This is a genomic window from Pseudoalteromonas sp. S1609, from assembly GCF_005887255.1.
Lineage (GTDB): Bacteria > Pseudomonadota > Gammaproteobacteria > Enterobacterales > Alteromonadaceae > Pseudoalteromonas.
The window spans coordinates 54,046-78,410 of the sequence record NZ_PNDJ01000017.1; the positions used below are offsets into that span (position 1 = coordinate 54,046).

A 24,365-nucleotide genomic window follows, 5' to 3' on the forward strand; every position below is an offset into this window, starting at 1 on the left:
AATAAGAAGTAAGACAATGAAAAAAATAAAAATAATAAAATACATTCTATTGTTGGCCACTTTGGCCACAGCCCATTCTGCTAGTGCATTTGAGTCATCGTTTAGCTTGAACTTAAATGCGCTTGTCGTTAGCGTGTGCGCAATAATGACGTTACTGTTAATTTATTTGTTTACGGTTATTCACTCTCTAAAACGCTCACTTTCTCAATTACAGCAATCTGAAAAGCGTTTAAAAAGCACCGTAGAAGGCAGTGGTGACACACTATGGGACTGGAATATAAAAACCGGCAAGGTTATTCGTATTAACGACAAGTACGTACTGAATAACAACAATCTAGTAGAATTCCCACCGAATAAAAGCCTAATACACCCTCGCGATTTAACCCATGTAGATTATCTACTAAAAAAACATTTTGCTGAAGAGAGTACTTTTTTCGAAGCCACTTATCGTATTAAAGATAGCTTTGGTAAATGGCATTGGGTACTCGACCGTGGAAAAATAATCGAAAAAGACGCGAACCTTAGTCCATTGCGAATGACTGGCACGGTAAGAGATATTTCTCAGCTCAAATCAACCGAAGAGCGACTAAACCTATTTGCAAAATGCGTTGAGTCGTTTACCGATGCACTGGCTATTTATGATAAAGATTTTAAGCTTGTTGACATTAATCCCAGCTTTTTAACTTTGTTCGGCGGTGTACGTGAGCAATACCTTAAAAAAGAATTTCATTTAGCCGGTTACGACAGAGGCTATATAGAGTCCATAAAAGACACCGTTCGAAAGCATGAACATATTCAAGAAGAAGTAAAGCTGCGTAATAGCGACCATGCTCTACTACCATTTGAAATCTCGATAGATGAAATTAAAAACGCGCAAAATCAAATTACCAATTACGTGGTGGTGTATTCTGATTTAACCGAGCGTAAAAAAACGGAGTCTGAGCTCAATAATTTATCCAATCGAGATCGCACCACCAGCTTACCAAACCGTAATTTATTTTTTTCTGACTTAAAAAAATTAGCAAAGGAGCATTCACACCATGCCTTGCTAGTATTTGATTTAGATAACTTTAAAAAGATAAATGACTCATTGGGTCATCAGTTAGGTGACAGCTTACTGGCAAAGCTTGCTATGCGCTTAAATAAGCTTACCCGTGAAAATGATGTGTTTTATCGCCTAGGCGGCGACGAATTTGCGCTGGTTATGTCAAACACCAACGATATTCTCACCATCACCCGCATGGCGAAACAGTTTTTAGCAGCAATAGCCACACCATTTAAAATGGCAGGACATGAACTTGCTATCACATCCAGTGTTGGCATAGTGTTATTCCCCGAAGATGGTAACACCCCTGAAATACTATTAAAGAACGCCGATACCGCTATGTATCATGCGAAAAAGAAAGGTAACAGCTACCTGTTCTTTAATGACAACATGAATCGCCAAGCAGTAAAGCGACTACAAATAGAAAACCTAATGCGCTTTGGCTTAAAAGAAGATCACTTTGAGGTGTATTATCAGCCTAAAATGAATATTCGTACTGGTAAGCTTGCTGGAATGGAAGCGTTAGTGCGTTTTATTACGCCGAAAAAAGGGGTTATTAGCCCGGGGGTATTTATTCCAATCGCCGAAGAAACAGGGCAAATTATTGAAATTGGTGAAGTGGTTTTAAACAAAGCTTGTCGTGACGTAAAACAATGGTTAGACGCTGGATTATTTAACGCTCGTGTTGCGGTAAATTTATCAGCAAAACAGTTTAGCTTACCCGATTTAACTTCGCGCATTGATGTGATTTTACAAAAAAATGAACTGCCCTCTTACTTTTTAGAGCTTGAGATCACTGAAGGCACGGTAATGGACGACCCACAAGAAGCCATTGCTATTATGCGCTCTCTAAGTGCCCGTGGCATTCATTTAGCTATGGATGATTTTGGTACTGGGTATTCGTCGCTGGCGTATTTGAAACAGTTTCCACTGAATACGCTTAAGATAGATAAAGCCTTTGTTGATGATATGAAAACCGAACGCGGCCGCAATATGGTGGACTCTATTGTCACTATTGCACATAACCTTGATTTACATGTAGTTGCTGAAGGTGTAGAACAAGCTTCACAAATAAGTATACTGGAAGAGCTTAACTGTGAAACACTACAAGGCTATTACTATTCTAAACCACTCTCAAAAGATGAATTCACTGCATTTTTAAAACAACAGCAAAGCCAATCAAAACTCAGCTTAGTTAGAGCGACTAGCTAAGCACGCCATAGACACGTTTTTGCACCAATATTACGTATTAATGCACGTCGATAATGTAGATTAAATAAACACCAGGCTGCAGGCCCTAATAATCCACCCAAAAATAACCAACGCTTAACAGGCATACCCTTTTTAATAGTTTCAATATACATAAGTGCGATAAACACACCACTGAGTAAAATAAATAATACCATGCTCATCTGACTGCTGAAAAATTAAGGCGCATATGATAGCGTTAAACTGGCGAAAATTAAAGCAACGTATTCTTTAGTGGCGGTGCTTATAAATCAGACACAAAAAAGCCGAGCAACTTAAAAGCTCGGCTCTCAATTATCAATTCATTACAGCTTACTTGTCAGCACGACCCATAAACTTATGCTCAGCAGTATTTATGCGGATACGATCACCGGTTGAAATATGCTCTGGCACTTGAATTGTTAAGCCAGTTGATAAGCGTGCAGGCTTTGAGCGAGCGCTAGCTGAAGCCCCTTTAATTGAAGGATCAGTTTCTTCAACAACAAGCTCAACACTTGAAGGAAGATCAAGACCTACAGCAGTACCGTCAATTACAATAACGTGCACACCTTGGGTCTCTTCATTAACAAATTGAATTTCTTCCGCTATGGCGTCTTTATTTAAATTGTAAGGCGTGTAATCTTCATTATCCATGAAGACATACTCATCGCCATCAATGTACGACAGCATGGCTTCACGACGAGTTAAATCAGCAAGGTTAAGCATATCGCTGTCTTTAAATGTTTCGTCAACTTTACTACCCGTTACTACATCGTATAAACGCATACGGTATAAACTACCACCAGCACGACCTTGTGGTACTGAGCGTACAATATCTTTTACTACTAATACACGGCCATTAAAGTCAATAGCCGTCCCTTTTTTAACATCACTCGCCTTTGGCATGGGTGAATTCCTATTGTTTTTTTGATTGCGAGAAACATACCACGAACTGAAGAATCTTCAATAGAAACAAAACAACTTAGTCATACTTTTTAAAAATATGTGGTTCAGCGCCGCTAATAGCGGCGCTGATCACACTACGCATCAACTTAAAAGCGTACTTTTATTCCTGCTGATAACTCACTTACATCATTTTTTGAAACTTTATAATAAGTATACTTTAGTAATAATTCAGTCTGTTTATAAACCGAATAACCTAAAGCGGCACCTATATAAGGTTTGGTAGCGTGTTCTTTATACTCTAAGGGAGCTCCATCCGTGATGCTACTTTGTATTTTATACTGATGACGATAAGCGCCTAAAAATACCTTTGTACTTAAAGATTCAGCAAGCATATGTCGGTAACCTACTTCAGCTGCCACCCCTTTTGGTAACACCGGTACAAAGCGTGAATAATCTTGATGTAATTTATCTGCATCAGCTTTCACTGTTTGGGCAGTTAAATCGGCTCGACCTTCACCTAAATCAATATATCTTATAGCGACTTCCCAATTGGGTGACAGGTCATAATAAGCGCCAATTGACCAGCTAGTATCAGTATCATCAATAGAATCTAAATTAGCCTTGTTGTCCTTAGTTGCTAAAGAATGCTTTGCTTTAGACTCACCTAGCGTGGCCTCAAACGACCATGTATCAGCCATTGCACTGGTGCTAATTAAACAACTAGTCGTTACTATTGCAAAGCTTGGAAGTATTGATCTTCTTCGACTAATAACAAGTACTGAAATCAGTAATAAACCCAAACCTCCCATACTTCCTCCTGATGACTTATTACTGATGGCCACTGATTTAACAGCGCTAACCGTCACTTTTACTTGTGCTGTAGACTTTGCACCTTTGCTATCTTTTATTGTGTAATCAATAATATCAACACCGTCAAAGCCGCTTTTAGGCATGTATTGTAAAGTGCCGTTAATGTTAATTGTTACTGTGCCTTGAGCTGCAACTGCATTAACGACAAACAATTCATCACCATCAATATCTGAATCATTACGAAGTACATCTATTTCTATCGATGTGTTATCTGTGATTGTTGCCGAATCAAAAACAGCTGTTGGTGCATTATTTATAACTAAGTTAACTTTAACTTGGCTGTTTGATGTGCCCCCTTTGCCATCACTAATACTATATTCAATAATCGCAACACCAACAAATCCAGCTAGTGGGGTATACAGTAACTGCTCATCAACAATACTTACATCACCAAAATCAGCCGTCGCGCCGCTTAAAGTAAGTGTATCGCCGTCCAGATCTGTATCATTTTTTAATACATCAATAGTCGCCGATTCCCCTGTACCAATTGTTATCTCATCCTGATTAGCCTTAGGAAGCTGGTTCGATGTACGAATAATTGCAACACCGCCTGGATCGACTATCGTTCGGTTCGCTTTGCCATCGTCATCATTAGGGCCACCATCAACAATTTGTAATTGTACACACCATGCACCTTCAGTTAGCCCTTGCGTCCACTCACTACCTCTTGGTGGAGGGCAATAACCAGGCTCACCTGCTGTAGAAAGTAATTGGTTGTCACCAGATGTATCAAAATCAATCCACTGTCCCTCTTTTAATTTTCTGTAAACAGAGTTTTGCGAGATTGGTTTTCTTTGCGGTATTACTATGCTGTAAGTATCTCCAGCATTAGGTAAACCTGTTGCGATAAAATCAAATAGTCCGCCTGTATTTACCGCGCCTTCATCTTCAGGTAATTCACTATCAAGTAACTGAACGCCGCCCGTTGCATTTTGTGAAATCGTAACCCCTTTTCTCACGCAAACGCCCGGCTCGCCTTCTACTAAGAACTTATCACTGTCTTTAACTTGTTCTTGCATGACATTACATTCACTGATTGCATCTAAATAATCAGGAATGCCATCACCGTCACTATCACCGTAACCTTCTTGTGCATCTGGGATAAGGTCACCATCGGAATCTTCCTGCCCTAGCGCCTCAAGTGAGGTTAATACTTCAACGTAAACATCTTTTGTTGTTGAGAGACTTGGCTCGCCAGAGTCTTGCGCTGTTACCGTTACTTTATAAATACCAGGAGTTAGTGATTGTGTTGAAAAAACAAATTCGTTTTCATTTGCGCTTGTATTAAGGAGTTTATTATCCTCTGATACCCACTTTAACGTTACGTTATCGTTCGGATTTGCATCCTGAGCAACAGCTTTAATCGTGACAAGATCATTACCTATGGTAACAAGTGATCTTTGTTGAGAGCCTTGTGTAATACTGGTACTAATAGTAGGTGCTACATTATTTTCAACAATAGTGATTGTGGCTGAAGACTTCGCACCTAAATTTAGTGTATCTGCCAGTGTAATTACAACGGTTTCATTGCCTTCCGTTTCGGAGTCTGCATACGTTGTAAAATTAACTTGTCCCTGCGTGCCACTGTTAATAACCAACTCTGACGACACTAAATCATGATCAGAGCTATCAGCAGTACCCGATACTTCATAGGCAATCGTCACTGGATAACTGGGTGCTTCACCATTTAAAAACACATTAAAGCTATGTGTTTTATTCTCAGCTATTTCGCTATTTTTACTAAGCGAAATAAGCGGACTCACGTTTACATTTTGCGTTGCGATTGCTTCAAGCCCGCTGCTGTCTACAGCTTTCCAGTAAACTAAATGCTTACCTGGCGCATACAACAAACTTGGGTTAACTAATGAGACTGCTAATTTATTACCTTCGCTATCCATTGCCGAAGGTACACCTAACTTGACCTTTGTAAACAACCCTTTTGCATTAACATCAATATCAGCCGGTGTTTCGATGGTTGGCAAATTTTCGGCTTGATTATTTAACGTTAATGTTGCTGTTGTTCTACTCATTTCTTTATCAGGGTCTTCAATCAAATAATTAATTTGAATGGTCCCTTTGGTGCTTGCCTGGGTCTGATAAACCAGCGTTCCCTCTTCAATTTGCACTGTTCCCACGCTAGCGTTAGCACTAACAATTACCAATTCATCGTCATCAACATCGGTATCATTAACTAACACATCAAGTGAGTAGCGATTATCAGCGTTGCTATTTAATGAATAGCTATCTGGATTAGCAATTGGCGCATCATTAATAGAAGCCACCGTAAAATTCACTGTAGCAATAGCAGATTTTTCCTTTGTATCATCTGCAAGATAATTAAAACTATCAGGGCCAAAATAGTCTGCATTAGGTGTATAAGTGAATGTATTGGCTTGCTTGGTTAATGTACCAAATTGAGGCTGCGACACAGCGCTAATTGTTAGTGTGTCTAAGTCTGCATCTGTAATATCAGGGGAAAAGCTAATATTAGAATCTTCATCAAGCTCTAAACTTAAGTTAGGTGCAATCGGAGCACTATTTGTTGATACCACTTCCAAGTTAAAAGGTGACAGGCTTGCCTGCTCGCTACCATTACTAACAGCGATAGTAATGTTTGGATAAAGCCCTACATTTGCCTTAGTGGGCGTACCCAATAAATTACCTGTTGCAGTATTGAAACTAGCCCAACTAGGCTTGTTAGCAATGCTAAACGTCAGTGCTTTATTTTGTGGGTCTGTTGCCGAAGGGGTAAAGTTATAAAGCTCATCTTGATTTACTTTTGTAGCTGCTGTGCCACTGATCTCAGGGGTAGTCGGTTTAGGCGCTTCAATTACTGTTATAGTAAATGATTTTTTAAAGGTTTCGGCACTGTCATCTGTTTGCACACAAACCGTATAAGCGCCCAGTGGTAATGCCGCTTTGGTTTCTAACGTGTTGCCATTGATTTGGAAAAAACTATTGCCCGCGCTTGTGGTACAACTACCCGTTGCAGCTGATGTAGATGAAACTAGCGAATAAGTATGACTGCTCGAATCAGCATCCGTAGTCGTTAATACTCCAACATCAGCACCTGCCCCCACAACTGATTCACTAATCGTAGAGCTTGAAAGGCTGATATCAGTAGGCGCATTATTTTCACCCACTACGATTACTGTAGAAGAGCCAAAACTACCAATTGCTCTATCTGCGCCACCATTAGATGTACCGCCACTGTCTTTTATTGATGTAAGTGTAACAACTCTATTGTCGGTGGTAGGCGAATCACTGGTATTTTTATACTGTAAGAACGGCACATAACTTTGCCATACTGCAGCTGAATCTGTTGCGGTAACCGTTACCGTTGCCGTTGAGCCACTTAACATAACCGTGTAGCTAAAGTTGACGGCTCCCGAATAAGTACCCGATGCATTATGTTCTAAGTTGATAAGATCGGTGCCAAATTGAAGAAACTCATGGCCCGTATCTTTTACATTAGTAACTGTTAGTGATATTTGTTCAATATTTTGCCCACTCTCAACCGTGCTAACAGCAGCGGAAGAGAAGATAGCCACTGCTGAGCCATTTTCTGTAAAGGTTGGGTTAGCCCCGATTGCTGATACTGTAGGCGCATCATTAACAGAGGTAATACTGACTGACGCTTGATTAGTACCGGTGCTTTGAACCGCGCCATCATCAAATACATAGTCAAGCACAGTTGCATTTAAAGGCACATCTGAGTTGTTGGCATAGGTAATAGCTTGCGCAACAGAATCTACGATTGCAGAAGTGGCATTACTATTAAATGTTAGCGTTAAAGTGCCTGCCGAGTTTGTGGTAACAGTCCCTATATTATTAGCATTGTAACTAAATGTACTTCCCTCAGTTAATGTACTGAGTAGTCCCGAATGAGCAAATATATCTTCTGTACTTGCGCCATCGCGCCGGCGAATAGTCAAGCTAGCATTGTTGTAATCCCCTGCGTTGCTGTTAAGTGCATCAAGCTCAGCATCTGCAATTGTCATATCGCTATCTATTATCACTGCACTGCCATTTTCGATAAATGTAGCACCGCCATTAAGCGAACTAAATGTGGGTGCTGAGTTCGGTGAAATAAAAGTAATGATAGTATCAGGGCCACTATCAGCAACCGTAAAGGTAAGGTCGTTGCCTGGTGCGTTTGTAAGAGCAAGAGTTAGCTCAGAAATGTTAAAATCAGTGGCGTTGGTATCTACTTCTAATGTACTTGTGCCATTAAAACGTACGTTACTGGCTGAAAGCCCTGTAATACCAGCAATAGTAATACGATCGCCTGCGGCTAAATCGGTAATTGTATCGCCTGATAATTGAGATGAGCTACCTACAAAATTATCATTACCTGCGTTACCTGTTAACGTATCTGTACCAGCGCCTGGGCGTAAAGTATCGGCTCCAGAGCCACCTTTAAGTACATCATCACCACTAAAATCTGATGAGGTCATTGTTAAAATGTCAGCGCTAAATGCACTTGCATCTAGCGTCACTGCAGCTGTAATAGCACTGCCACTAGCATTAGAAAAAGACACAACGCCAGCATCAGTATTAAAATTATCGGTTAAGGTGATAGTCGTGTTGCTGTTAGTGCCGATTGCCAGATTTTCAATACCCGATACCGTGGTGCTGGAAAAATTAAAAATACCACCATCCATAAGTTTTAGCGTATCAGCGCCAGCAGAGCCTGTAATGGCTGTATTAAAATCATTAATATTATTAACATCAATTGCTACTGTTGCAGCAGAGGCTAAGCTTAATGTACCAATATTAAAGAAGCCCCCTCCTGTGACATCCGCGCCATCAGATACGTTAACAATATCACTTGCTGTTGCGTCGCCTGTAAGGGTACCAGTGTATGCACTAGTGCCTATTGCAAACGTAACAACATCAGTAGCTGAAGTAGCATCCACATTGGTGTTACTGCTTGAAACTGTAATGATTCTAGTATTAGTGCTGTCATCACCCACGCTATAGCTTTCAACACCTGCTAAAGTAGTAAAATCGCCATCTCCGCTAATGGTAATAGACTCTGAGCCTGGAGCCGTGATTGTGCCTGAAAATCCTTGGTGCTGGCTGGTCGTCATGTTAACTGAAGCACCAGATGCCAAGGTTAGGTTATTTATATTATTTATGGTCCCAGCTGATATATTTGCACCATTACTTAAACTCAGTGTATCTGCAACAGTATTGTCACCGGTAATGATTCCAGTAAATGTAAGTGAACCTAAATCAAACGTAATTGCATCAGTCGCAGAGGTTGCAGTTACAGAGTGGCTAGCATTAGTGACAGTAACCGAGCGCGTATTCGTACTATCGTCATTTAAGGTATAACTTTCTATTGCCGAAACAGTACTTACATTACCATCTCCTGAAACAGAAATTGTCTCAGTGCCACTGCCTGATACTGTGCCAGAAAAACTCGCAAGCTGAGATGCGCCTAGGGTGACTGTGCCACCAGCAGCAACCGATAAATCTTCAAACCCGCTGACTGTCGCACCTGATATATTACCACCGTTGGTAACAACCAAGGTATCGGTACCAATTCCGCCCGCTAAAATACCCGTCGCACTCAGTGCATTCACATTAACCGTGTCGTCACCACCACTACCGGTTAGATTCTGTGATGCATTGCCTAACGTAAATGTATTCGCTGCACTCAACACATACGTTTCAACCGAACTATTACCAGTTAGGCCATCGGTCGCGGTGCTTATGGTAATTGAATCAGTGCCACTTGCTGTTATCGAAGGAAAGCTGTCGTGCTGCGCCTCAGTCATCGTCACTGAAGCACCACTATTTAATGCTAAAGACTCAAATGCACTTACCGTGGCATTACTAATATCAGCACCGGTGCTCATTTGCAGTACATCGGTATCGCCGCCGCCAGCAAGCGTACCTGTCACGCTCAATCCAGCAATATTAATAGTATCAGCATTGCTACTACCGGTAACATTTTGCGCGGTCCCAGCTAAAGTAATATTAAAAGCAGCATTTAAAACATACGTTTCTATGTCTGCATCTGCAATTACGCTGCTATCACCATCTGCACTTGCCAAAGTAAATGTATTTGTTCCAGCGCCATTTATCGTTGTAAACGCATCGTGTTGCGACTCGCTGAGCGTTAATGAGCCGTCATTATAAGTAGAGAGCGTTTCAAAGGAGGTTAAACTGGTAAATTGTGTGAGATCACTACCATCTATAACAATAATCTCATCTGTACCATCGCCACCCTGGGCTGTAGACCCTATAATATGGCTTGCTGAAGATACAGTTAAAACCTCATCATCACTACTAAACGTTATTGCCGGATTTAAATTTGTACCATCTAAGGTGCTAAAACCCGCTGCTGTAGAGCTAGCTGCTGTAAGATTAGCCACTGAAATTGTCGCGGTACGGCTAGTACTGTTTTCAGTGCCATCATTGATAACAACTGACACTGTCCGCGAAGTTGTGTTGGGCGACGAACTGGTATTGTTATACGTGATTGCTTTAAGGAAAGTGGTAACTTCAGCCGTTGTTGCAGTTGCACCTGTAATAGAAATTGTGTCTTGTAAACTAATATCTGATGCACCACTTACACCCCCAAGTGCATTTTGCGCACTGGCAGATACATTAAGACCTTCTGAGGCGCCATCTTGATCATTTGTTAATGCAACGGTTATTGTTGTTATTGAGTCGCCATCACTATCACCGGCTTCAGCATCGGGTGCAATATTTACAGCACCACTACCTTCGGTAAATGATACTGAACTCCCTGTACCTGGAATCCCACCATTTAAATCAACAACAGGCGCTGAATTTGCTGGCGCAGCAGTAAATTGAATATTATCAACGCCCACATGAGACGAATTAGAAGGGTAATCATAACTCATTGTTACAGAATTAACCGATGTCCAGTCACCTGGTGTTAAGGTGGCAACAGAGCCAACAATAGCCGGATCATCCGCATCAATACTGACCGCCGTACCACTATCTGGTGTAAAAATATAAATACCATCTGATAGATTAGAAATTTCACCCATTTGAAACTGGCTTATATTTATCGGTGAGCTAAAGGTAATGGTCCAAGTATCACTATTGTTAGAGATGCCAGGATCTAAAAAGCCTGCAGTAAGGGTTATATTATTACTGTTTGACTGAGTTGCTGTTAATGTAATACCGTCTACCGTGGTCGTTAGCGTTGGTGTTCCAGAGCCAGATACTGAACTAAAATCATATGTCCCTGCAACAGCATGTGTGCTATAAATTGCGGACATAAACAAGGCTAGTTTTGTCATTTTATTATAGTTAACACACATGCTCTGTGGGTTAACATACTTGGGAAATGCGAAATCAAAATGCATTGTTTAAATCCTCTATATATGCTCACTCTTAGTAACTCGCTTTACTTTAACTTTCGCTAAAACTGGCGCTTACTTTTAACGAAAGTTCAAACTGTTGAACGTATATCATCGTCACTAAGCTCGATGATATACGTTTTCAAAACAACCAACTATAGTTTAAATAGCAGCTACAAGCACTATTAATTACACCTTAGCTAACAACATAACCAGAGTATGGCTAGCTCCTTGATGGGTAAATCCCCTGCAGAGCTACTAACCAGTTAAGTGGTAACAAGGGGTTAATTATTCCAATCGGTTCGGAACCCCCCGTTGCCCCTACAGTCACGGTTCCACCCTCACTGCCACCACCAGTTACTGTAAGACCCGGTATGTCTACTAAGTCAACCCCACCTAATCCAGGTGCCACATAGTTATCACTAGTACTACCTGCTGCTAAGTAAGTGCTTGTACTTGGCGTTGTAGATGTGCCTCCATTAGTAGCAACTTCAAGTTTTGCTGCAATAGGGCTACCACCACCCGAGGGCGTAAAAATAGCAGTATGAGAATGGGCTGGCATCTGGCTTGTAGCCAAACTTATACGCTCAGTCCCCATCATTATGCCTTGTCGATAATCATGCCCTCCTCGCATCTGCCCTTGACCAACTGGGCTACGGCCTCGTAAATCTGGCAAAGCAAAGGTGGTACGAGCATCGCCACCATACATCGCCCCAAACAATGAAAACAAAGCCGTATTCTCGCTAATTGCCTGCATCTGCCCCCAACACATACCCCAATTCTCAATGGTAAAAGTACCGCCGAAAGCAGTGAGTGTGCCAATAAATGGTTCAGTCGCCATATTTAATTCCTCATAATTTATTTTATACTCTTGTTGCAAAACAACACAAACAGAGTGTGTGATATTTTCATTTTTGGGTAATAACCCGGTTGTGAGCTAATCGCTATGTGTATTTACATTGAACGTAAACTTAATCATCGGTGTTTATTCATTGTTTACTTGTTGAACTGTAACACCATCAGGTAAAAACACGGGAGGTATAAAAAACTCAGGTAATGAGATACGTCGGGCTTCTCCTGATAACACCTTATCAAGGCATACTGTACCAATATCATTAACACTCAATTCAAGCTGTGCAGCATCATCACTGCTTGCAAAACGCCAGTACAACTCCGTTGTTTTATAACGCAATAGCGCCATCTGTTCATATTTATCAAACTCACTTGGTGTTTCACAATGCTTGTCATGGAGGTTTTCTAGTTTTTGCACACCCAAAAATTGCACCAACAAAGCACCTATTCCGGGCACATCAATAATCACGCTTTCACCACTGGCTACAACAACCTCTCCTTTGCCTTCAAGCGGTGCTATTCTTTCTCCGCTTTGAGGATAAGCACCACCATTAAAAGGATACGCAATAAGCTCATACCCATAACGGTTGGTTAAACCTATTTTTATATTCATATCTGTCTCGCTTTTGAGATTAATGTCGCGCATAGTCAGAATGCAGGAGTGATAAATACAACAGCCAAACTACTATCGTTTCCATCTTAACTAAGCCTGTTAAAATATTTACTGCTTATCTTTTTACTTACCCAGTACCATGCCTGGGTCTATTGCAAACAGTAGTGCAAAACGGTAGCCATCAAGGTAGCCTTGCTGTGCGCCAATAATGTCTAACTTAAGCGCACTATCATGGGTTTTAATGACCAAACCTGTTTGTTTATCCAACTCAATAACAGTGCCTGGTTGAATGCCATGTAGCACGCACTCAACCTCAGTGGCTTGCAATAATTGAAATGCACTTTGCCCAACATAAAACACAGCACACCCCATATCAGCATTGCCTGCCCTTGCAATATTGACAACATCAGTACTGCTATGTTGATGCCAATTAATGACCAACTCCGAGTGCTGCAAAGTAGGAGCGAGCTTATTGCTGTTAGGTCTTTGCTTTTGCCAACGAAGCTCGCCAGTTTGGTCTAGTTGAATAAATTGAGAGACTAAATAAGGTAAATATTGTGCTACTTTTTGATGAAGACATTTGATGGTATCAAAGGGATGAATGTCTATTTCAACATCACATCCTATATCGCCACCATCTAACTCCTCTGTTACCTTGTGAATCGTGAGCCTAGTAAGTGGTTCGCCGTTACGGATTTGCCAATAAAGCGGCTGAGGCCCTTTGTAATCAGGCAAAGGGCTTGGGTGAACATTTGCCAGTGCGCCATTAAAATATTGAATTAAAGGCGTTTTGATTTGGTGTCTAAATAAGTAAATTAAGCCGCGATTAACTCTTAACTCATCTAGCTTAGCAAGGAATGGTTGGTCGTCTAATTTATTGTAATGCAGTATGGTTATTTGCTGCTGTTGCAGCCACTGTTGCAATTGCTGTAAGTCAGGATTTATCGCCGCATCTGGCAAAATAACACACGCTAATTGATCGCTTTTAATTAAATAATTAATTGCCGGTAAGCTCAAACAACTGCCTGTAAAAAAAGCATATTTATACATAAAATGTCCCTTCCTTATACCCTTACAGGCACAAACCCCGGTAAACCACTCAGCTGATAATAAAACTGCACCGTATCTCCACTATTGGCGACAAAATGAGTATGCTCAACGTCTTTGGGTTTGGTATCAATATAAAAGGTCATATCTGGCTTTGGATGTGTGATCCCTGAGTCATATTGCTCAATACCTTCTTGCGCGAATGTCTCTATATCAGCATATATAGCCAAAATTCGTTGGCTCATATCTTCCACATTAGTCGGCAACGTAATTTGGTTTGCTGGGATCACTTTTATGTTGTTTTGCAGTTCTAGTTCTTGCATGTTCAACAAGGTTGTTTTGTTGAGCTTAAGTATTTCTCCTAACTCAATTCTATCTTGCAGTGCCTGAGAGTCTCGGTTAAGTGAATGGCTATACTCAGCCCCTTTCCACTGCTGATTAAACTCTGTTTCGCCTATCACCAACATTCCTTTGATAGATACATTTTGCGGTATCACCCAACCATCGATATTCAAAAATTTAACTAAATGCTTAGCTATACTGAGTTGTCCTTCTTTTGTAAAACCATGCTGCATGGCTTCAACTATTAGCAAATCAAAATCGCTATCGGGTTCAAATTGTGTTGCATCTACCTCTAATGTTTGGTCAACATAACCTTGCAGGCCTAAATCTTTAACTAACTGATGTAGCGACAGCAAAGCACCTGGCTGTATGTCAACTAAAGTTACTTTGATTTGTTCCTCGGTATAAATTTTTTTCTCTTTGTAATAACTAAGCAGAGGGATTAGTAGTGGTGCAAAAGGCCCACAAGCAGGATATAAAATGGTGATTGATGGCAGATGCTTAAGCTTACCTTTTATTGCTTTATCAACCCCTCGTGCGTAACCTTGAATACGATACACATCTTTTATGGTATGTTTACAGTTATGGGGAGACATTATTAAACCGGATATTGAGACATATTGCCGAGTTAACTGTTTTTGGCTAAGCTGAGCCAATGCCATTGATTGCACAGCATGATCATACATAGACTCAAAAGCGTTCACTAATAGAATATGCTTGATTTGCGTTTTGCTCAATACCAAAGTCATCGCATCTACAAAGCTTTTCTGCAAAGCTTGCTGGCGTTGATCCGTCGTTAATTTGGATTTTAGAAGAGATTCAAGCTGAGTTCGTATTGTATGCCTTAATAACTCATCAACTTGGGGATCTACGTATTGCAAACCTTCTATAGGTTTTGAACTTTGTTCTTCCATTGTGAACTGTTCCTTTGATGTCCAATTATTGTAATAAATTCCATTAGTGAACTAATACTATGTTCAGATTTAAGCTTAGTTGAAAAGTTTTAAGGTACAACTTTAACTTTCTTTATTTATATAGCTTTCAATTTATTTTACTTATATCAAACATCATAAAAATAAAAGGCTTAGTAAAACTAGCTTGATTTTGCTTAGCTTTATAATGAGCTCATATTTATATATTGTACAATTCGAGGTGTACTCCCCTTATTTGAACAACTACCGTGCGGTAATGTATGTCGCCATACAATTAAGCTACCTGCTTTTGCAGCTAATGGAGTACTGTGCCATTGTTGGCAATTAAAATGATGTGGATTGGTATTTTTAGGTAAACTAGCAAGCCAGTTGTCTATTTTTTTATGAAAGCCAGGTACACAACTGAATGCACCTTGTTCAGCGGCAACGTCAGTAAGGTATAGTAATCCTTGCGTTGCAAATCTGAGCGGTTTATTAAAGTTTATATCCCAGTGAAGATTTGGCCCAGGAAATCGCCAACTTTCTGTCTGAGGTGGATTAAAACTAAGCCTATCAGTGCTTACTGTTAAATTGTTTTCACCCCACAATTGCTCAAATACATCTCGCACCTGAGGCTGATGCCGAATAACCTGCATGGTTATATCATTAAAAATTTGTACCATAATTCCCTGTTTAAGTTCATGATTTCGATACCATGAAACAGGATTATGTTTATCCATATTCAAACGTTCATATACCATGTTACAAACGTCTTCACATAGCGTTTTTTCCACTAGCTCAGGAATAATAACGTAACCATTATCATCCCAGCTTTGCCACTGCTGCGATGTTAGAACGTAATGACGAAGCTGATTTAGCAATATTTTTTGTTGTTTAAGGCCCTTTTGCTGGAAAAATGCAGCTATCTTTTCATTTAACTCACTTTTAGCCGTCTTTGAAATAGCCATACCATAATGCTGCTCTACCCAGTTTTCGAATGTTAAAAAACTATCACTCGCAAAAATAGACTCTATTGTCGGTGTGAGCCCTAAGCCTAAAATATCCATGATCATCACATCGAGTGACCATTCATCTTCTATTATTTTTTTATCTGCACAGCCTTGCTTTTGAAACTGTACTTTGTGCCACATTCGCTTTAATTGAAATAAACCTAAACGCCCAGTTTCGTTATAACAGGGCAATATGCTCTGCATTGTTGTTTTCAGAGGAGGTACTTTTACTCTCAATTCATTTTGCATAATAACTCCTTTTCGCGCCTGATTTTAGACAAGCAAAACACCTTAAATTGATTTATTAACGCTGACTAAACTTAGTTAGAATAGAGTGCTATATTATTGTAAGCAACAATTGTAATTGCTAAATACAGGGAGTGGCATGGACACTGAGATTGAAAAAATTCTCGCCTTTCTTACTCATATCGGAATAAAGCACCGGTATCAAACCTTAGACGAAAGAACTTTTTTGCCCGGCCTTAAGCTAGAAAAAGGCGTTTTATTGCTTGATTTTGTCAATGGGTTCTATCCTGGTGATATCCTTCATGAGGCTGGGCATATTGCTGTCTGTGAGCCAATTTTTAGGCCCCTATTAGATGCTGACTTTTATAAGAATGGCTTGCTTGCGGGCAGAGAGAAACAAGCTATGCACGCAGAAGAAATGGCTGCGACAGCTTGGGCTGTTGCAGCAGCTATTCATTTGTCATTATCACTAGATATTATCTTTCATAAAGATGCTTATAAAGGTGCGAGTAAGACGTTAAAGCATGCTTTTGAAAATGGGAATGGTTTTGGGTTTCCATTATTACAAGCATGGCAAATGACTTGCCCAAACAAAGGTTACCCTGTAATGGTCAAGTGGATCAGAGACTGTCGCTGGATAGAAACGCTTCCAAATATATAGTTTGCAAAAAATGGATGAACTTTGTTTAAAATAAAAAGGACAATTTAATTTATGGAAATATCCTCAAATAAACATGACTTTTTCCTAAAAAACGGTTTTGTTCACTTTGAAAATGCACTTTCGATAACATTACTTAAAAAATTACAACGTTTTTCAGATAAGTTAGAAGCATTAGCACTAGAGAATTTTCACAATGGGCAACTCAATAATCAATGTTGTATCTCAACAGACTCAGGTTTGCCTCGTCTTTTTCGTTATAACGACTTACTATTCGAGTCACCTGAATTAATAATTGAACTATTAGCTAGCCCACCACTCATCGAAGTTTATAAAGAATTGGTAGGAGATGGCGCAGTCCCCTTGCAATTAGATGTAGCTTATAAATACCCGTACCCACACCCTCATATTACTTGGCATCAGGACGCTCCTCATTCTAGGCAATATCCTTATTTAAGTATTGGTATATACCTTGATGACGCTCTTTTAGAAGATGGCTGTTTACGCTACGTACCAAATACCCAGCATAAAGTTTTAGATATTTACAAACTTTCCAATCAATATGGGTGGGATATTCCTAATGTAGTACAACAACCCGCTAAAGCAGGTGACATCATAGTTCATGACATAATGGTTTTACATAGTTCAGGAGTAAAGCGCAGCCAAGGTGCAAGAAGAACACTGTATGTTGAATTAAGGCCAATTTTAGGGATTACCGAAAGTGGAAAACAAACTAAGGAGTGGGCCGAACTGAGAAAGCAATGGATGGCACATGTAATTAAAGCGGCAGATCCAAACAGTATTCCGCAAGCTTGGCATGAATTTTACGGCGAACCTAAATACGATTTAAGTACCTTGGTTAAGCTCATTAAAGCCAAGCCTGAAGCACCCATCCCTTCGATTCATGCCCATAAAAATGTAGTTCATCCAAATTACCCTACTCCCAAGGATTTACGCTAAAATCACATATAATTTGAAAGTATTCATTTTCCATTAGGGTCTGATGACCTTTCAGGACTAGAATTAAACAATCACTCAAAGGAATATACGTGCTTAATGAACACTTTACACCAGAACAATGTGCATTGATATGTGCTGATCTAGCTCATTTACGCTTATTAGCTGATTTAAAACTTGCACCATCAATTCCTTACTTTGCAGAAAAACCTTACCCTATTGGCCGCTGTAGAGAAATACGCGATGAGGTATTTGCACTACTGCAAACGGTATTACCTACCACTAAAAAACCTGGGCTCAGTTTATTAAAAAATCTAATTGTACAAGGTAGCTCTTTACAAAAAGCATGGGGCTCACTGCGAGATGAATACTTTCAAAACGCATTGATACTTGGTCCTTGGTATATTGATGTTGCTAACGACACCGTAAATGCCAATAAACCTAGAATAGAGATTTTATCCTTAGCTACATCAAACTTTACATCAATAAAGGATTTTGCTCAGTTTGTAAAAATAGCTCGTCGCTATTGGAAGGTTGACGTGTATAGAAATGATGTATGCCCAGCGCTTGCGCCTTATATGCCACTTTTATGTGTGGGTACCAGTGGTACAAGTTGGCTTGGGGCTGCAAACGACGATATGCTCAATGTCGCTATTAATAGCAACTTTGAGGAGTCTAAACGTATTTTGGACTCTTTGCCCTGCGCGCCAGTTAAAGTCAAAGAGCGCTGGAAAAAAGTATTGAGCAATTTCGACCATAATGATTTTTTATTAAGTGTCGGAGAGCCTATCTCGTATTGCACTATGTATAGTAAACACTCGTACCAAACAGACCTGACAAAACGTGATGCTGCTGTTACTGCATACTTGTCTTTGCCTAAATCTGTTTAGCCAGTGCTTAACAAAAAAACTTTTTTCACATTTCCAGTCCCAACATAGATACTGGTTTAACTAACTTCCAATATATCAGTCTATAAATTAAGAAATAATAAGCTCAAATAATATTTCATGCCACAAAGCTAATGAAAAAATGCTATGGTTAAGTTATCGATTATGACCTCAAGGAATGGCTCATGAACCAACAAACTGTACATACGTATTTAATGAACAAACCGTTAGTTAAACTAACGCAACCTTTTGCTAAAGATGTTGATGTATATAAAGTAAACCATAAGATGTTCGCCACCCTTGCACTGAGCAATGAGGGCGAAACCGATGAAAACGGCGAACCTATTTGGTGGCTAAACTTAAAGTGCGACCCTGATGAAGCACAGTCATTACGAGATATTTTTCCTTCGGTGATTCCAGGTTATCATATGAATAAACGCCTTTGGAATACAGTGATTTTAGACGGCTCAATACCACAAGGTGAAATTGAGCGTATGATTGATAATTCATTTAATTTGGTGGTCGACAACATGCCAGATAAAGACAAACAGGCTATTGAAGCCTTACTGTAAATAAGCGTATATATCTCTATATTTTCTGATTATCAAACATAAAAAAAGCCGCATAATTTGCGGCTTTTTTACGTTAACTTAAAACATTAATCTTTGTGCTCAGTCATCTCATTTTGAGTATCAGTCGATTTATCATCTGACTGATCTGACTCAACTTCAGCTGTTTTAGTGACTGTAGTGTAAAACTTATCGCCTTTATCAGCCATTGCAACCAGTGATTCACAGGGTGCAAAAATGGCATTGCTGTTAGCCAGTGTAGACATATCAGAGCTTATTTTACTCGCACCTAATTTGTCCATGTAGCTAAACGGGCCACCTAAGAACGGTGGGAAACCAATACCAAAAATAGCACCAATATCACCATCACGCGGGCCTGCGATAATACCATCATCTAAACAACGAGCCGCTTCATTAAGCATTTGTGAAACACAGCGCTTAGCAATCTCGTTTTTATTTAAACGTGGGGCTGGGGTTACACCTAGTAGCTCATAGACTGACTCATCGACCTTTTTGCCTTTCTTGTCGTATTCATAAAAACCGCGCCCTGTTTTACGACCAAGACGTTTTGAATCAATCATGCGCGAGAAAGCATCAGGCCCTTTAAAGCGCTCACCCAATTCTTTTTCAAGAATTGGCGCAATTTTAGATCCAATATCAATACCCACTTCGTCCAGCAGTGCCAACGGTCCAACAGGAAAACCAAACTCGACTAAAGCCGCATCTATTTTTTCAATCGGCTCACCAGCAAGCATTAAGTTAGCCGCTTCATTAAGGTATGGCGCTAAAATACGGTTTACATAAAAACCAGCCATATCTTTTACCACAATTGGTGTTTTACCTTGCTTACGTGCAAAGTTAACTACACGAGCAATGGTTTCTTGTGACGTGCCTTCGTGAGGAATGATCTCAACCAGTGGCATTTTCTCTACTGGCGAGAAATAATGTAAACCAATTACATTTTCAGGGCGTTCTGCTTTTGCTGCAATTTGCGAAATAGGTAATGACGAAGTATTACTTGCAAAAATAGTATTCGCTTGGCATTGCTGCTCAACATCAGCAACCATACCTTGCTTAAGCTCTAAATCTTCAAATACCGCTTCTATCACTAAATCTATGTGCTTAAAGCCGCTGTAATCCGTAGTGCCAGTAATGCGGTTCATGGTTAACTGCATATCAGCTTTAGACATAATACGGCGCTTAAGGCGTTTATCTAAGATTTTGTATGTGTAGTTCATGGCATTACTTATGCCCTGCTCTGCCACATCTTTAATACGTACCGGCAATTTAGCCTTAACCGCACTTACATGAGCAATACCTGCGCCCATTAATCCGCCACCTAACACAGCAGTTTTACTAATCGCAGGAGCGTCATCGTTGCGCCATTCTTTTTTCATTTCAGTGGTTGCAAAGAAAATACCGCGAAGTGCTTTAGACTCATCACTCATTACTAACGTAGCAAAGCCTTCGGCTTCGGTTTTATACGCTTTCATTTCATCAAGCTCTACGCTTGCACGAACCGCTTTAATAATCGCAAGCGGCGCTGGGTAGTGACCACCGGTTTTTTTAAGTACGTTTTCTTTAGCTTTTTTAAAGATAAAGTTACGACCAAACGGGTTTGATTCTAATAACTTGCTGACCTTATCAAGTTTAGGCTCTTTAGCTTGTGGCTTTTTCTTCGCAGCAAACTCTTTGGCCACTTTTAGCAGTACGCTTTGTGGAACACAATCATCCAATACACCGGCTTTTTTAGCTTGTTTTGGACGAATTTGCTTACCAGTTAGCATCCACTCAAGGGCTTTTTGAATACCCACGATTTTAGTTAAGCGTTGTGTACCACCACCGCCAGGCAATAAACCTAGTTGTACTTCTGGTAAACCAATTTTAGTTAAATCGCTATCTGTACCAACGCGATAATCACATGCTAAAGCAAACTCTAAACCACCACCTAAAGCAGCGCCGTGAATAGCACTAACCGTGGTATACGGTAGTTTTTTCATATCAAAAAATGCTTGATGGCATAATTCGCTGATAGCTAATGCATCTTCGCGTTTTTCAACACCGTCTAACATTTTTACATCAGCACCGGCAATGAAGTTATCACTTTTGCCACTAATAAATACCATACCTTTCACTGCATGCTCTTTAGCTTGTGCTAATAATGCTTTTAAATCATCAGCAAAGCTGTCACGCAGGGTATTCATTTTTTCACCCGGCACATCAATGGTTACCACGGCTATTTTGTTATCATCAACCGTTAAATTAAATACTGAATCTGTCATTACGCACTCTCCAATACAAAGGCTGCACCTAAACCACCTGCAGCACAGGCAGTCGTTAACGCTAAACCACCGCCACGACGCTTAAGCTCGTATAAGCTTTGTGTAATTAAACGCGCGCCGGTTGCCGCAAATGGGTGACCATAAGCGAGTGAACCGCCGTTAACGTTAAACTTATCCATGTTAATTTCACCTATGGCTTTATTACGCCCTAAGTGCTCTTGTGCAAATTTATCTGAAGCAAACATTTTCATATTCGCTAAGGTTTGCGATGCAAACGCTTCATGCATTTCAATAAGGTCTAAATCAGCTAACGTAATACCTGCTCTATCAAGCGCGATTGGCGTTGAGTGAGCTGGCCCCATTAGCATGTCTTTTTCTACGCCTATAGCTGAAAACGCAAAACTGCGTACGTAGCCTAATATTTCGTAACCCAATGCTTTTGCTTTGCTTTCGCTCATCATTAACACTGCAGCTGCGCCATCGGTTAATGGGGTTGCATTAGCGGCAGTCACAGAGCCGTGCTGACGGTCAAATACGGGTTTAAGCTTGGCATAACCTTCAACCGTTGAGTTTTTACGAATATTGTTATCTTCTTCAATAAAGCTTTTATAAGGCGGTAAGTGCGCCGTCATTACTTCATCTTTTAACTTGCCATCGGCCCAAGCTTGAGTTGCTAATGAGTGAGAACGATGTGCTAAAGCATCTTGATCTTCACGGCTAATATTATGGGTTTTAGCCATTTGCTCAGCTGTTTGTCCCATTGATAAACCCGTTGAGTACTCAGCAACCGCTGGCGGTACTGGCAATAAATCTTTTAAACGTAGTTTTGAGAATATTTTTAAACGCTGACCAAGCGTACGGGCTTTGTTTAAATCGACTAAACTGCCGGCTAATTTTTTACTTACACCAATTGGCAATACAGACGATGAATCGGCACCACCAGCAATACCCACGTTTACAGAGCCTGCCATAATAGATTCGGCAACATTTGCAATTGCTTGAAAGCTAGTTGCACACGCACGTGACACTGAATATGCATCAACACCCACTGGCATACCTGTACCTAATACAATTTCACGTGCAATATTTGGCGCTTCTGGCATTTGTACTACTTGACCAAAAACCAGTTGATCGATTTCTGACTTGTCGAAATTTAATCGCTCAAGCATTTCATTAACTACTAGCTTACCCATATCCAATGCTGGTACATGGTGAAACGCAGTTGCTTGCTTAGCAAAAGGAGTACGTAGGCCGCTTACAATGGCAATACGGTCGCCTTTTGGTGTTTTAAGTATGTTTTGCTCAGACATTTATTATTCTCTCCCGCTGACAGGTCAGACCTGTATGTTTTCCTCGATTCTAAACAACCCGTGTGATAAAGCCAATAGATAAACGTAAATTAATCATAAAGCGCCATTGTAAATCACTACATACATTGTGTAAGGGTAATACAATAGGCTTTTTTAGCAGGTTTTACAAAGTTTTGTGTTAGGCTAAAAAGCGTTAAAAAATAACGAACTATTTTCAAAAAATCAGTCTAACTCTTGAGTTATCCACTTATAAACCTTATAACTAGCTCAGTATTTGTTACCTAACCACTTTAGGTATTATTTAAGCTGACGAGGACAGTCCACTTATTATGGCAGCTAACGCATTTTCAAACTTAAAAACGTATTTAGACACCCAAATTATTGGCCAGCCAGCGCTCACTCAAGCACTCTTAATTGCTATATTAGCCGATGGTCATTTACTTGTTGAAGGCCCTCCGGGGCTTGCAAAAACGCGAGCGGTTAATGCTTTAGCAAAAGGTATTGAAGGCTCGTTTCAGCGTGTTCAGTTTACCCCAGACTTGTTACCAGCCGATGTAACCGGTACTGATATTTATCGTCAACAAACCAGTGAGTTTGTGTTTGAAAAAGGCCCTTTATTTCATAACCTCATTTTAGCGGATGAAATAAACCGAGCACCAGCGAAAGTACAATCAGCTCTACTAGAGGCAATGGCTGAGCGCCAAGTTACTGTGGGCAAAAATACGTACCCACTTAGTGACCTGTTTTTAGTGATGGCAACGCAAAATCCACTTGAGCAAGAAGGGACCTACCCACTGCCTGAAGCGCAATTAGACCGCTTTTTATTACATTTAAGTATTAATTATCCAGGGGCTGAGCACGAACTTGATATTTTACGCCTAACCCGTGGTGAAGCACTTAATGATGAAGTTCCAGTGCTTGAGCAAATTTCGCAAGCAGAGTTGTTTGCCGCTAGAAAAGCGATTTTGGGTCTGTATTTAGCAGAGCCACTAGAGCAATACTTAGTTCAGTTGATTATTGCTACTCGAGAAGGCGCAAACTTAGATGAGCAACTTGGCCGCTGGATTGAGTACGGCGCCAGCCCACGTGCCACCATTGCTTTGGATAAATGTGCCAGAGCTCATGCGTGGTTAAGTGGTCGTGATTTTGTATCGCCTGACGATATTCAAGCTGTGGTACATAATGTATTACGCCATCGTATTATTTTAAGTTACGAAGCACAGGCCGATGGTATTACAAAAGATCAGGTTATTAGCCGTATTGTTGAACTAGTTGCTGTACCTTAAG

At 40.3% G+C, this 24,365-nt stretch carries 16 protein-coding genes; 6 read left to right on the forward strand and 10 right to left on the reverse strand.

The window, feature by feature from the left end:
* Nucleotides 1–16 precede the first annotated feature (16 nt).
* Nucleotides 17–2,257 carry a sensor domain-containing protein gene (locus CWB76_RS06285; RefSeq protein WP_138606243.1) on the forward strand — a complete coding sequence of 747 codons (2,241 nt, stop codon included), beginning with the start codon at nucleotides 17–19 and terminating at the stop codon, nucleotides 2,255–2,257.
* Here CWB76_RS06285 and CWB76_RS06290 read toward each other — a convergent pair.
* The 8 genes from CWB76_RS06290 to CWB76_RS06325 all read right to left on the reverse strand — a co-directional run bounded on the left by CWB76_RS06290 (nucleotide 2,254) and on the right by CWB76_RS06325 (nucleotide 16,418).
* Nucleotides 2,254–2,457: a hypothetical protein gene (locus CWB76_RS06290; RefSeq protein ID WP_138606245.1), complete on the reverse strand. Its 204-nt coding sequence runs from the start codon at nucleotides 2,455–2,457 to the stop codon at nucleotides 2,254–2,256. The two genes, CWB76_RS06285 and CWB76_RS06290, sit on opposite strands and share 4 nt — an antisense overlap.
* A 148-nt stretch (nucleotides 2,458–2,605) precedes the next feature.
* Complete coding sequence (efpL, locus tag CWB76_RS06295; protein WP_010391355.1) at nucleotides 2,606–3,178, reverse strand: elongation factor P-like protein EfpL; 573 nt, start codon at nucleotides 3,176–3,178, stop codon at nucleotides 2,606–2,608.
* 146 nt (nucleotides 3,179–3,324) lie between these two features.
* Entirely contained in the window at nucleotides 3,325–11,313 is a 7,989-nt protein-coding gene (locus CWB76_RS06300) for an Ig-like domain-containing protein (protein WP_249363159.1), read from the reverse strand.
* Between the two features lie 304 nt (nucleotides 11,314–11,617).
* A complete protein-coding gene (locus CWB76_RS06305; RefSeq protein WP_138606249.1) occupies nucleotides 11,618–12,235 on the reverse strand; it encodes a phage tail protein in 618 nt (205 codons plus the stop codon).
* A gap of 144 nt (nucleotides 12,236–12,379) precedes the next feature.
* Nucleotides 12,380–12,859 carry a hypothetical protein gene (locus CWB76_RS06310; protein ID WP_138606251.1) on the reverse strand — a complete coding sequence of 160 codons (480 nt, stop codon included), beginning with the start codon at nucleotides 12,857–12,859 and terminating at the stop codon, nucleotides 12,380–12,382.
* A 123-nt stretch (nucleotides 12,860–12,982) separates the two neighbouring features.
* Nucleotides 12,983–13,909, reverse strand: a complete 927-nt coding sequence (locus tag CWB76_RS06315) for a formyltransferase family protein (RefSeq protein ID WP_138606253.1) — start codon at nucleotides 13,907–13,909, stop codon at nucleotides 12,983–12,985.
* Nucleotides 13,910–13,923: 14 nt separating this feature from the next.
* Nucleotides 13,924–15,162: an SAM-dependent methyltransferase gene (locus tag CWB76_RS06320; RefSeq protein WP_138606255.1), complete on the reverse strand. Its 1,239-nt coding sequence runs from the start codon at nucleotides 15,160–15,162 to the stop codon at nucleotides 13,924–13,926.
* Between the two features lie 200 nt (nucleotides 15,163–15,362).
* Nucleotides 15,363–16,418, reverse strand: coding sequence for a phytanoyl-CoA dioxygenase family protein (locus CWB76_RS06325; protein WP_138606257.1), 1,056 nt, complete (start codon nucleotides 16,416–16,418; stop codon nucleotides 15,363–15,365).
* A 136-nt stretch (nucleotides 16,419–16,554) separates the two neighbouring features.
* Here CWB76_RS06325 and CWB76_RS06330 point away from each other — a divergent pair, with 136 nt between their 5' ends.
* From CWB76_RS06330 to CWB76_RS06345, 4 genes are all read left to right on the forward strand, one after another.
* Entirely contained in the window at nucleotides 16,555–17,076 is a 522-nt protein-coding gene (locus tag CWB76_RS06330) for a hypothetical protein (RefSeq protein ID WP_138606259.1), read from the forward strand.
* Nucleotides 17,077–17,127: 51 nt separating this feature from the next.
* Entirely contained in the window at nucleotides 17,128–18,033 is a 906-nt protein-coding gene (locus CWB76_RS06335; RefSeq protein ID WP_138606261.1) for a phytanoyl-CoA dioxygenase family protein, read from the forward strand.
* 89 nt (nucleotides 18,034–18,122) lie between these two features.
* Nucleotides 18,123–18,920 carry a hypothetical protein gene (locus CWB76_RS06340; RefSeq protein ID WP_138606263.1) on the forward strand — a complete coding sequence of 266 codons (798 nt, stop codon included), beginning with the start codon at nucleotides 18,123–18,125 and terminating at the stop codon, nucleotides 18,918–18,920.
* 182 nt (nucleotides 18,921–19,102) lie between these two features.
* Nucleotides 19,103–19,489: an MmcQ/YjbR family DNA-binding protein gene (locus CWB76_RS06345; RefSeq protein ID WP_054202136.1), complete on the forward strand. Its 387-nt coding sequence runs from the start codon at nucleotides 19,103–19,105 to the stop codon at nucleotides 19,487–19,489.
* Nucleotides 19,490–19,575: 86 nt separating this feature from the next.
* Here CWB76_RS06345 and fadJ read toward each other — a convergent pair whose 3' ends face one another.
* Together fadJ and fadI are read right to left on the reverse strand one after the other, a co-directional pair.
* Entirely contained in the window at nucleotides 19,576–21,768 is a 2,193-nt protein-coding gene (fadJ, locus tag CWB76_RS06350; protein WP_138606265.1) for a fatty acid oxidation complex subunit alpha FadJ, read from the reverse strand.
* Nucleotides 21,768–23,078, reverse strand: a complete 1,311-nt coding sequence (gene fadI, locus CWB76_RS06355) for an acetyl-CoA C-acyltransferase FadI (RefSeq protein ID WP_010391348.1) — start codon at nucleotides 23,076–23,078, stop codon at nucleotides 21,768–21,770. The genes fadJ and fadI overlap by 1 nt, the downstream gene beginning before the upstream one ends.
* A 329-nt stretch (nucleotides 23,079–23,407) precedes the next feature.
* On the opposite strand from fadI, the gene CWB76_RS06360 reads away from it, so the two are divergent.
* A complete protein-coding gene (locus tag CWB76_RS06360) occupies nucleotides 23,408–24,364 on the forward strand; it encodes an AAA family ATPase (RefSeq protein WP_054202134.1) in 957 nt (318 codons plus the stop codon).
* The last annotated feature ends 1 nt before the right edge of the window (nucleotide 24,365 follow it).

Coding starts and splice junctions, on each gene's coding strand:
- CWB76_RS06285 (WP_138606243.1), top strand. CDS start 17: ATGAAAAAAATAAAAATAATAAAATACATTCTATTGTTGGCCACTTTG.
- CWB76_RS06290 (WP_138606245.1), bottom strand. CDS start 2,457: ATGAGCATGGTATTATTTATTTTACTCAGTGGTGTGTTTATCGCACTT.
- efpL (WP_010391355.1), bottom strand. CDS start 3,178: ATGCCAAAGGCGAGTGATGTTAAAAAAGGGACGGCTATTGACTTTAAT.
- CWB76_RS06300 (WP_249363159.1), bottom strand. CDS start 11,313: ATGTCCGCAATTTATAGCACACATGCTGTTGCAGGGACATATGATTTT.
- CWB76_RS06305 (WP_138606249.1), bottom strand. CDS start 12,235: ATGGCGACTGAACCATTTATTGGCACACTCACTGCTTTCGGCGGTACT.
- CWB76_RS06310 (WP_138606251.1), bottom strand. CDS start 12,859: ATGAATATAAAAATAGGTTTAACCAACCGTTATGGGTATGAGCTTATT.
- CWB76_RS06315 (WP_138606253.1), bottom strand. CDS start 13,909: ATGTATAAATATGCTTTTTTTACAGGCAGTTGTTTGAGCTTACCGGCA.
- CWB76_RS06320 (WP_138606255.1), bottom strand. CDS start 15,162: ATGGAAGAACAAAGTTCAAAACCTATAGAAGGTTTGCAATACGTAGAT.
- CWB76_RS06325 (WP_138606257.1), bottom strand. CDS start 16,418: ATGCAAAATGAATTGAGAGTAAAAGTACCTCCTCTGAAAACAACAATG.
- CWB76_RS06330 (WP_138606259.1), top strand. CDS start 16,555: ATGGACACTGAGATTGAAAAAATTCTCGCCTTTCTTACTCATATCGGA.
- CWB76_RS06335 (WP_138606261.1), top strand. CDS start 17,128: ATGGAAATATCCTCAAATAAACATGACTTTTTCCTAAAAAACGGTTTT.
- CWB76_RS06345 (WP_054202136.1), top strand. CDS start 19,103: ATGAACCAACAAACTGTACATACGTATTTAATGAACAAACCGTTAGTT.
- fadJ (WP_138606265.1), bottom strand. CDS start 21,768: ATGACAGATTCAGTATTTAATTTAACGGTTGATGATAACAAAATAGCC.
- fadI (WP_010391348.1), bottom strand. CDS start 23,078: ATGTCTGAGCAAAACATACTTAAAACACCAAAAGGCGACCGTATTGCC.
- CWB76_RS06360 (WP_054202134.1), top strand. CDS start 23,408: ATGGCAGCTAACGCATTTTCAAACTTAAAAACGTATTTAGACACCCAA.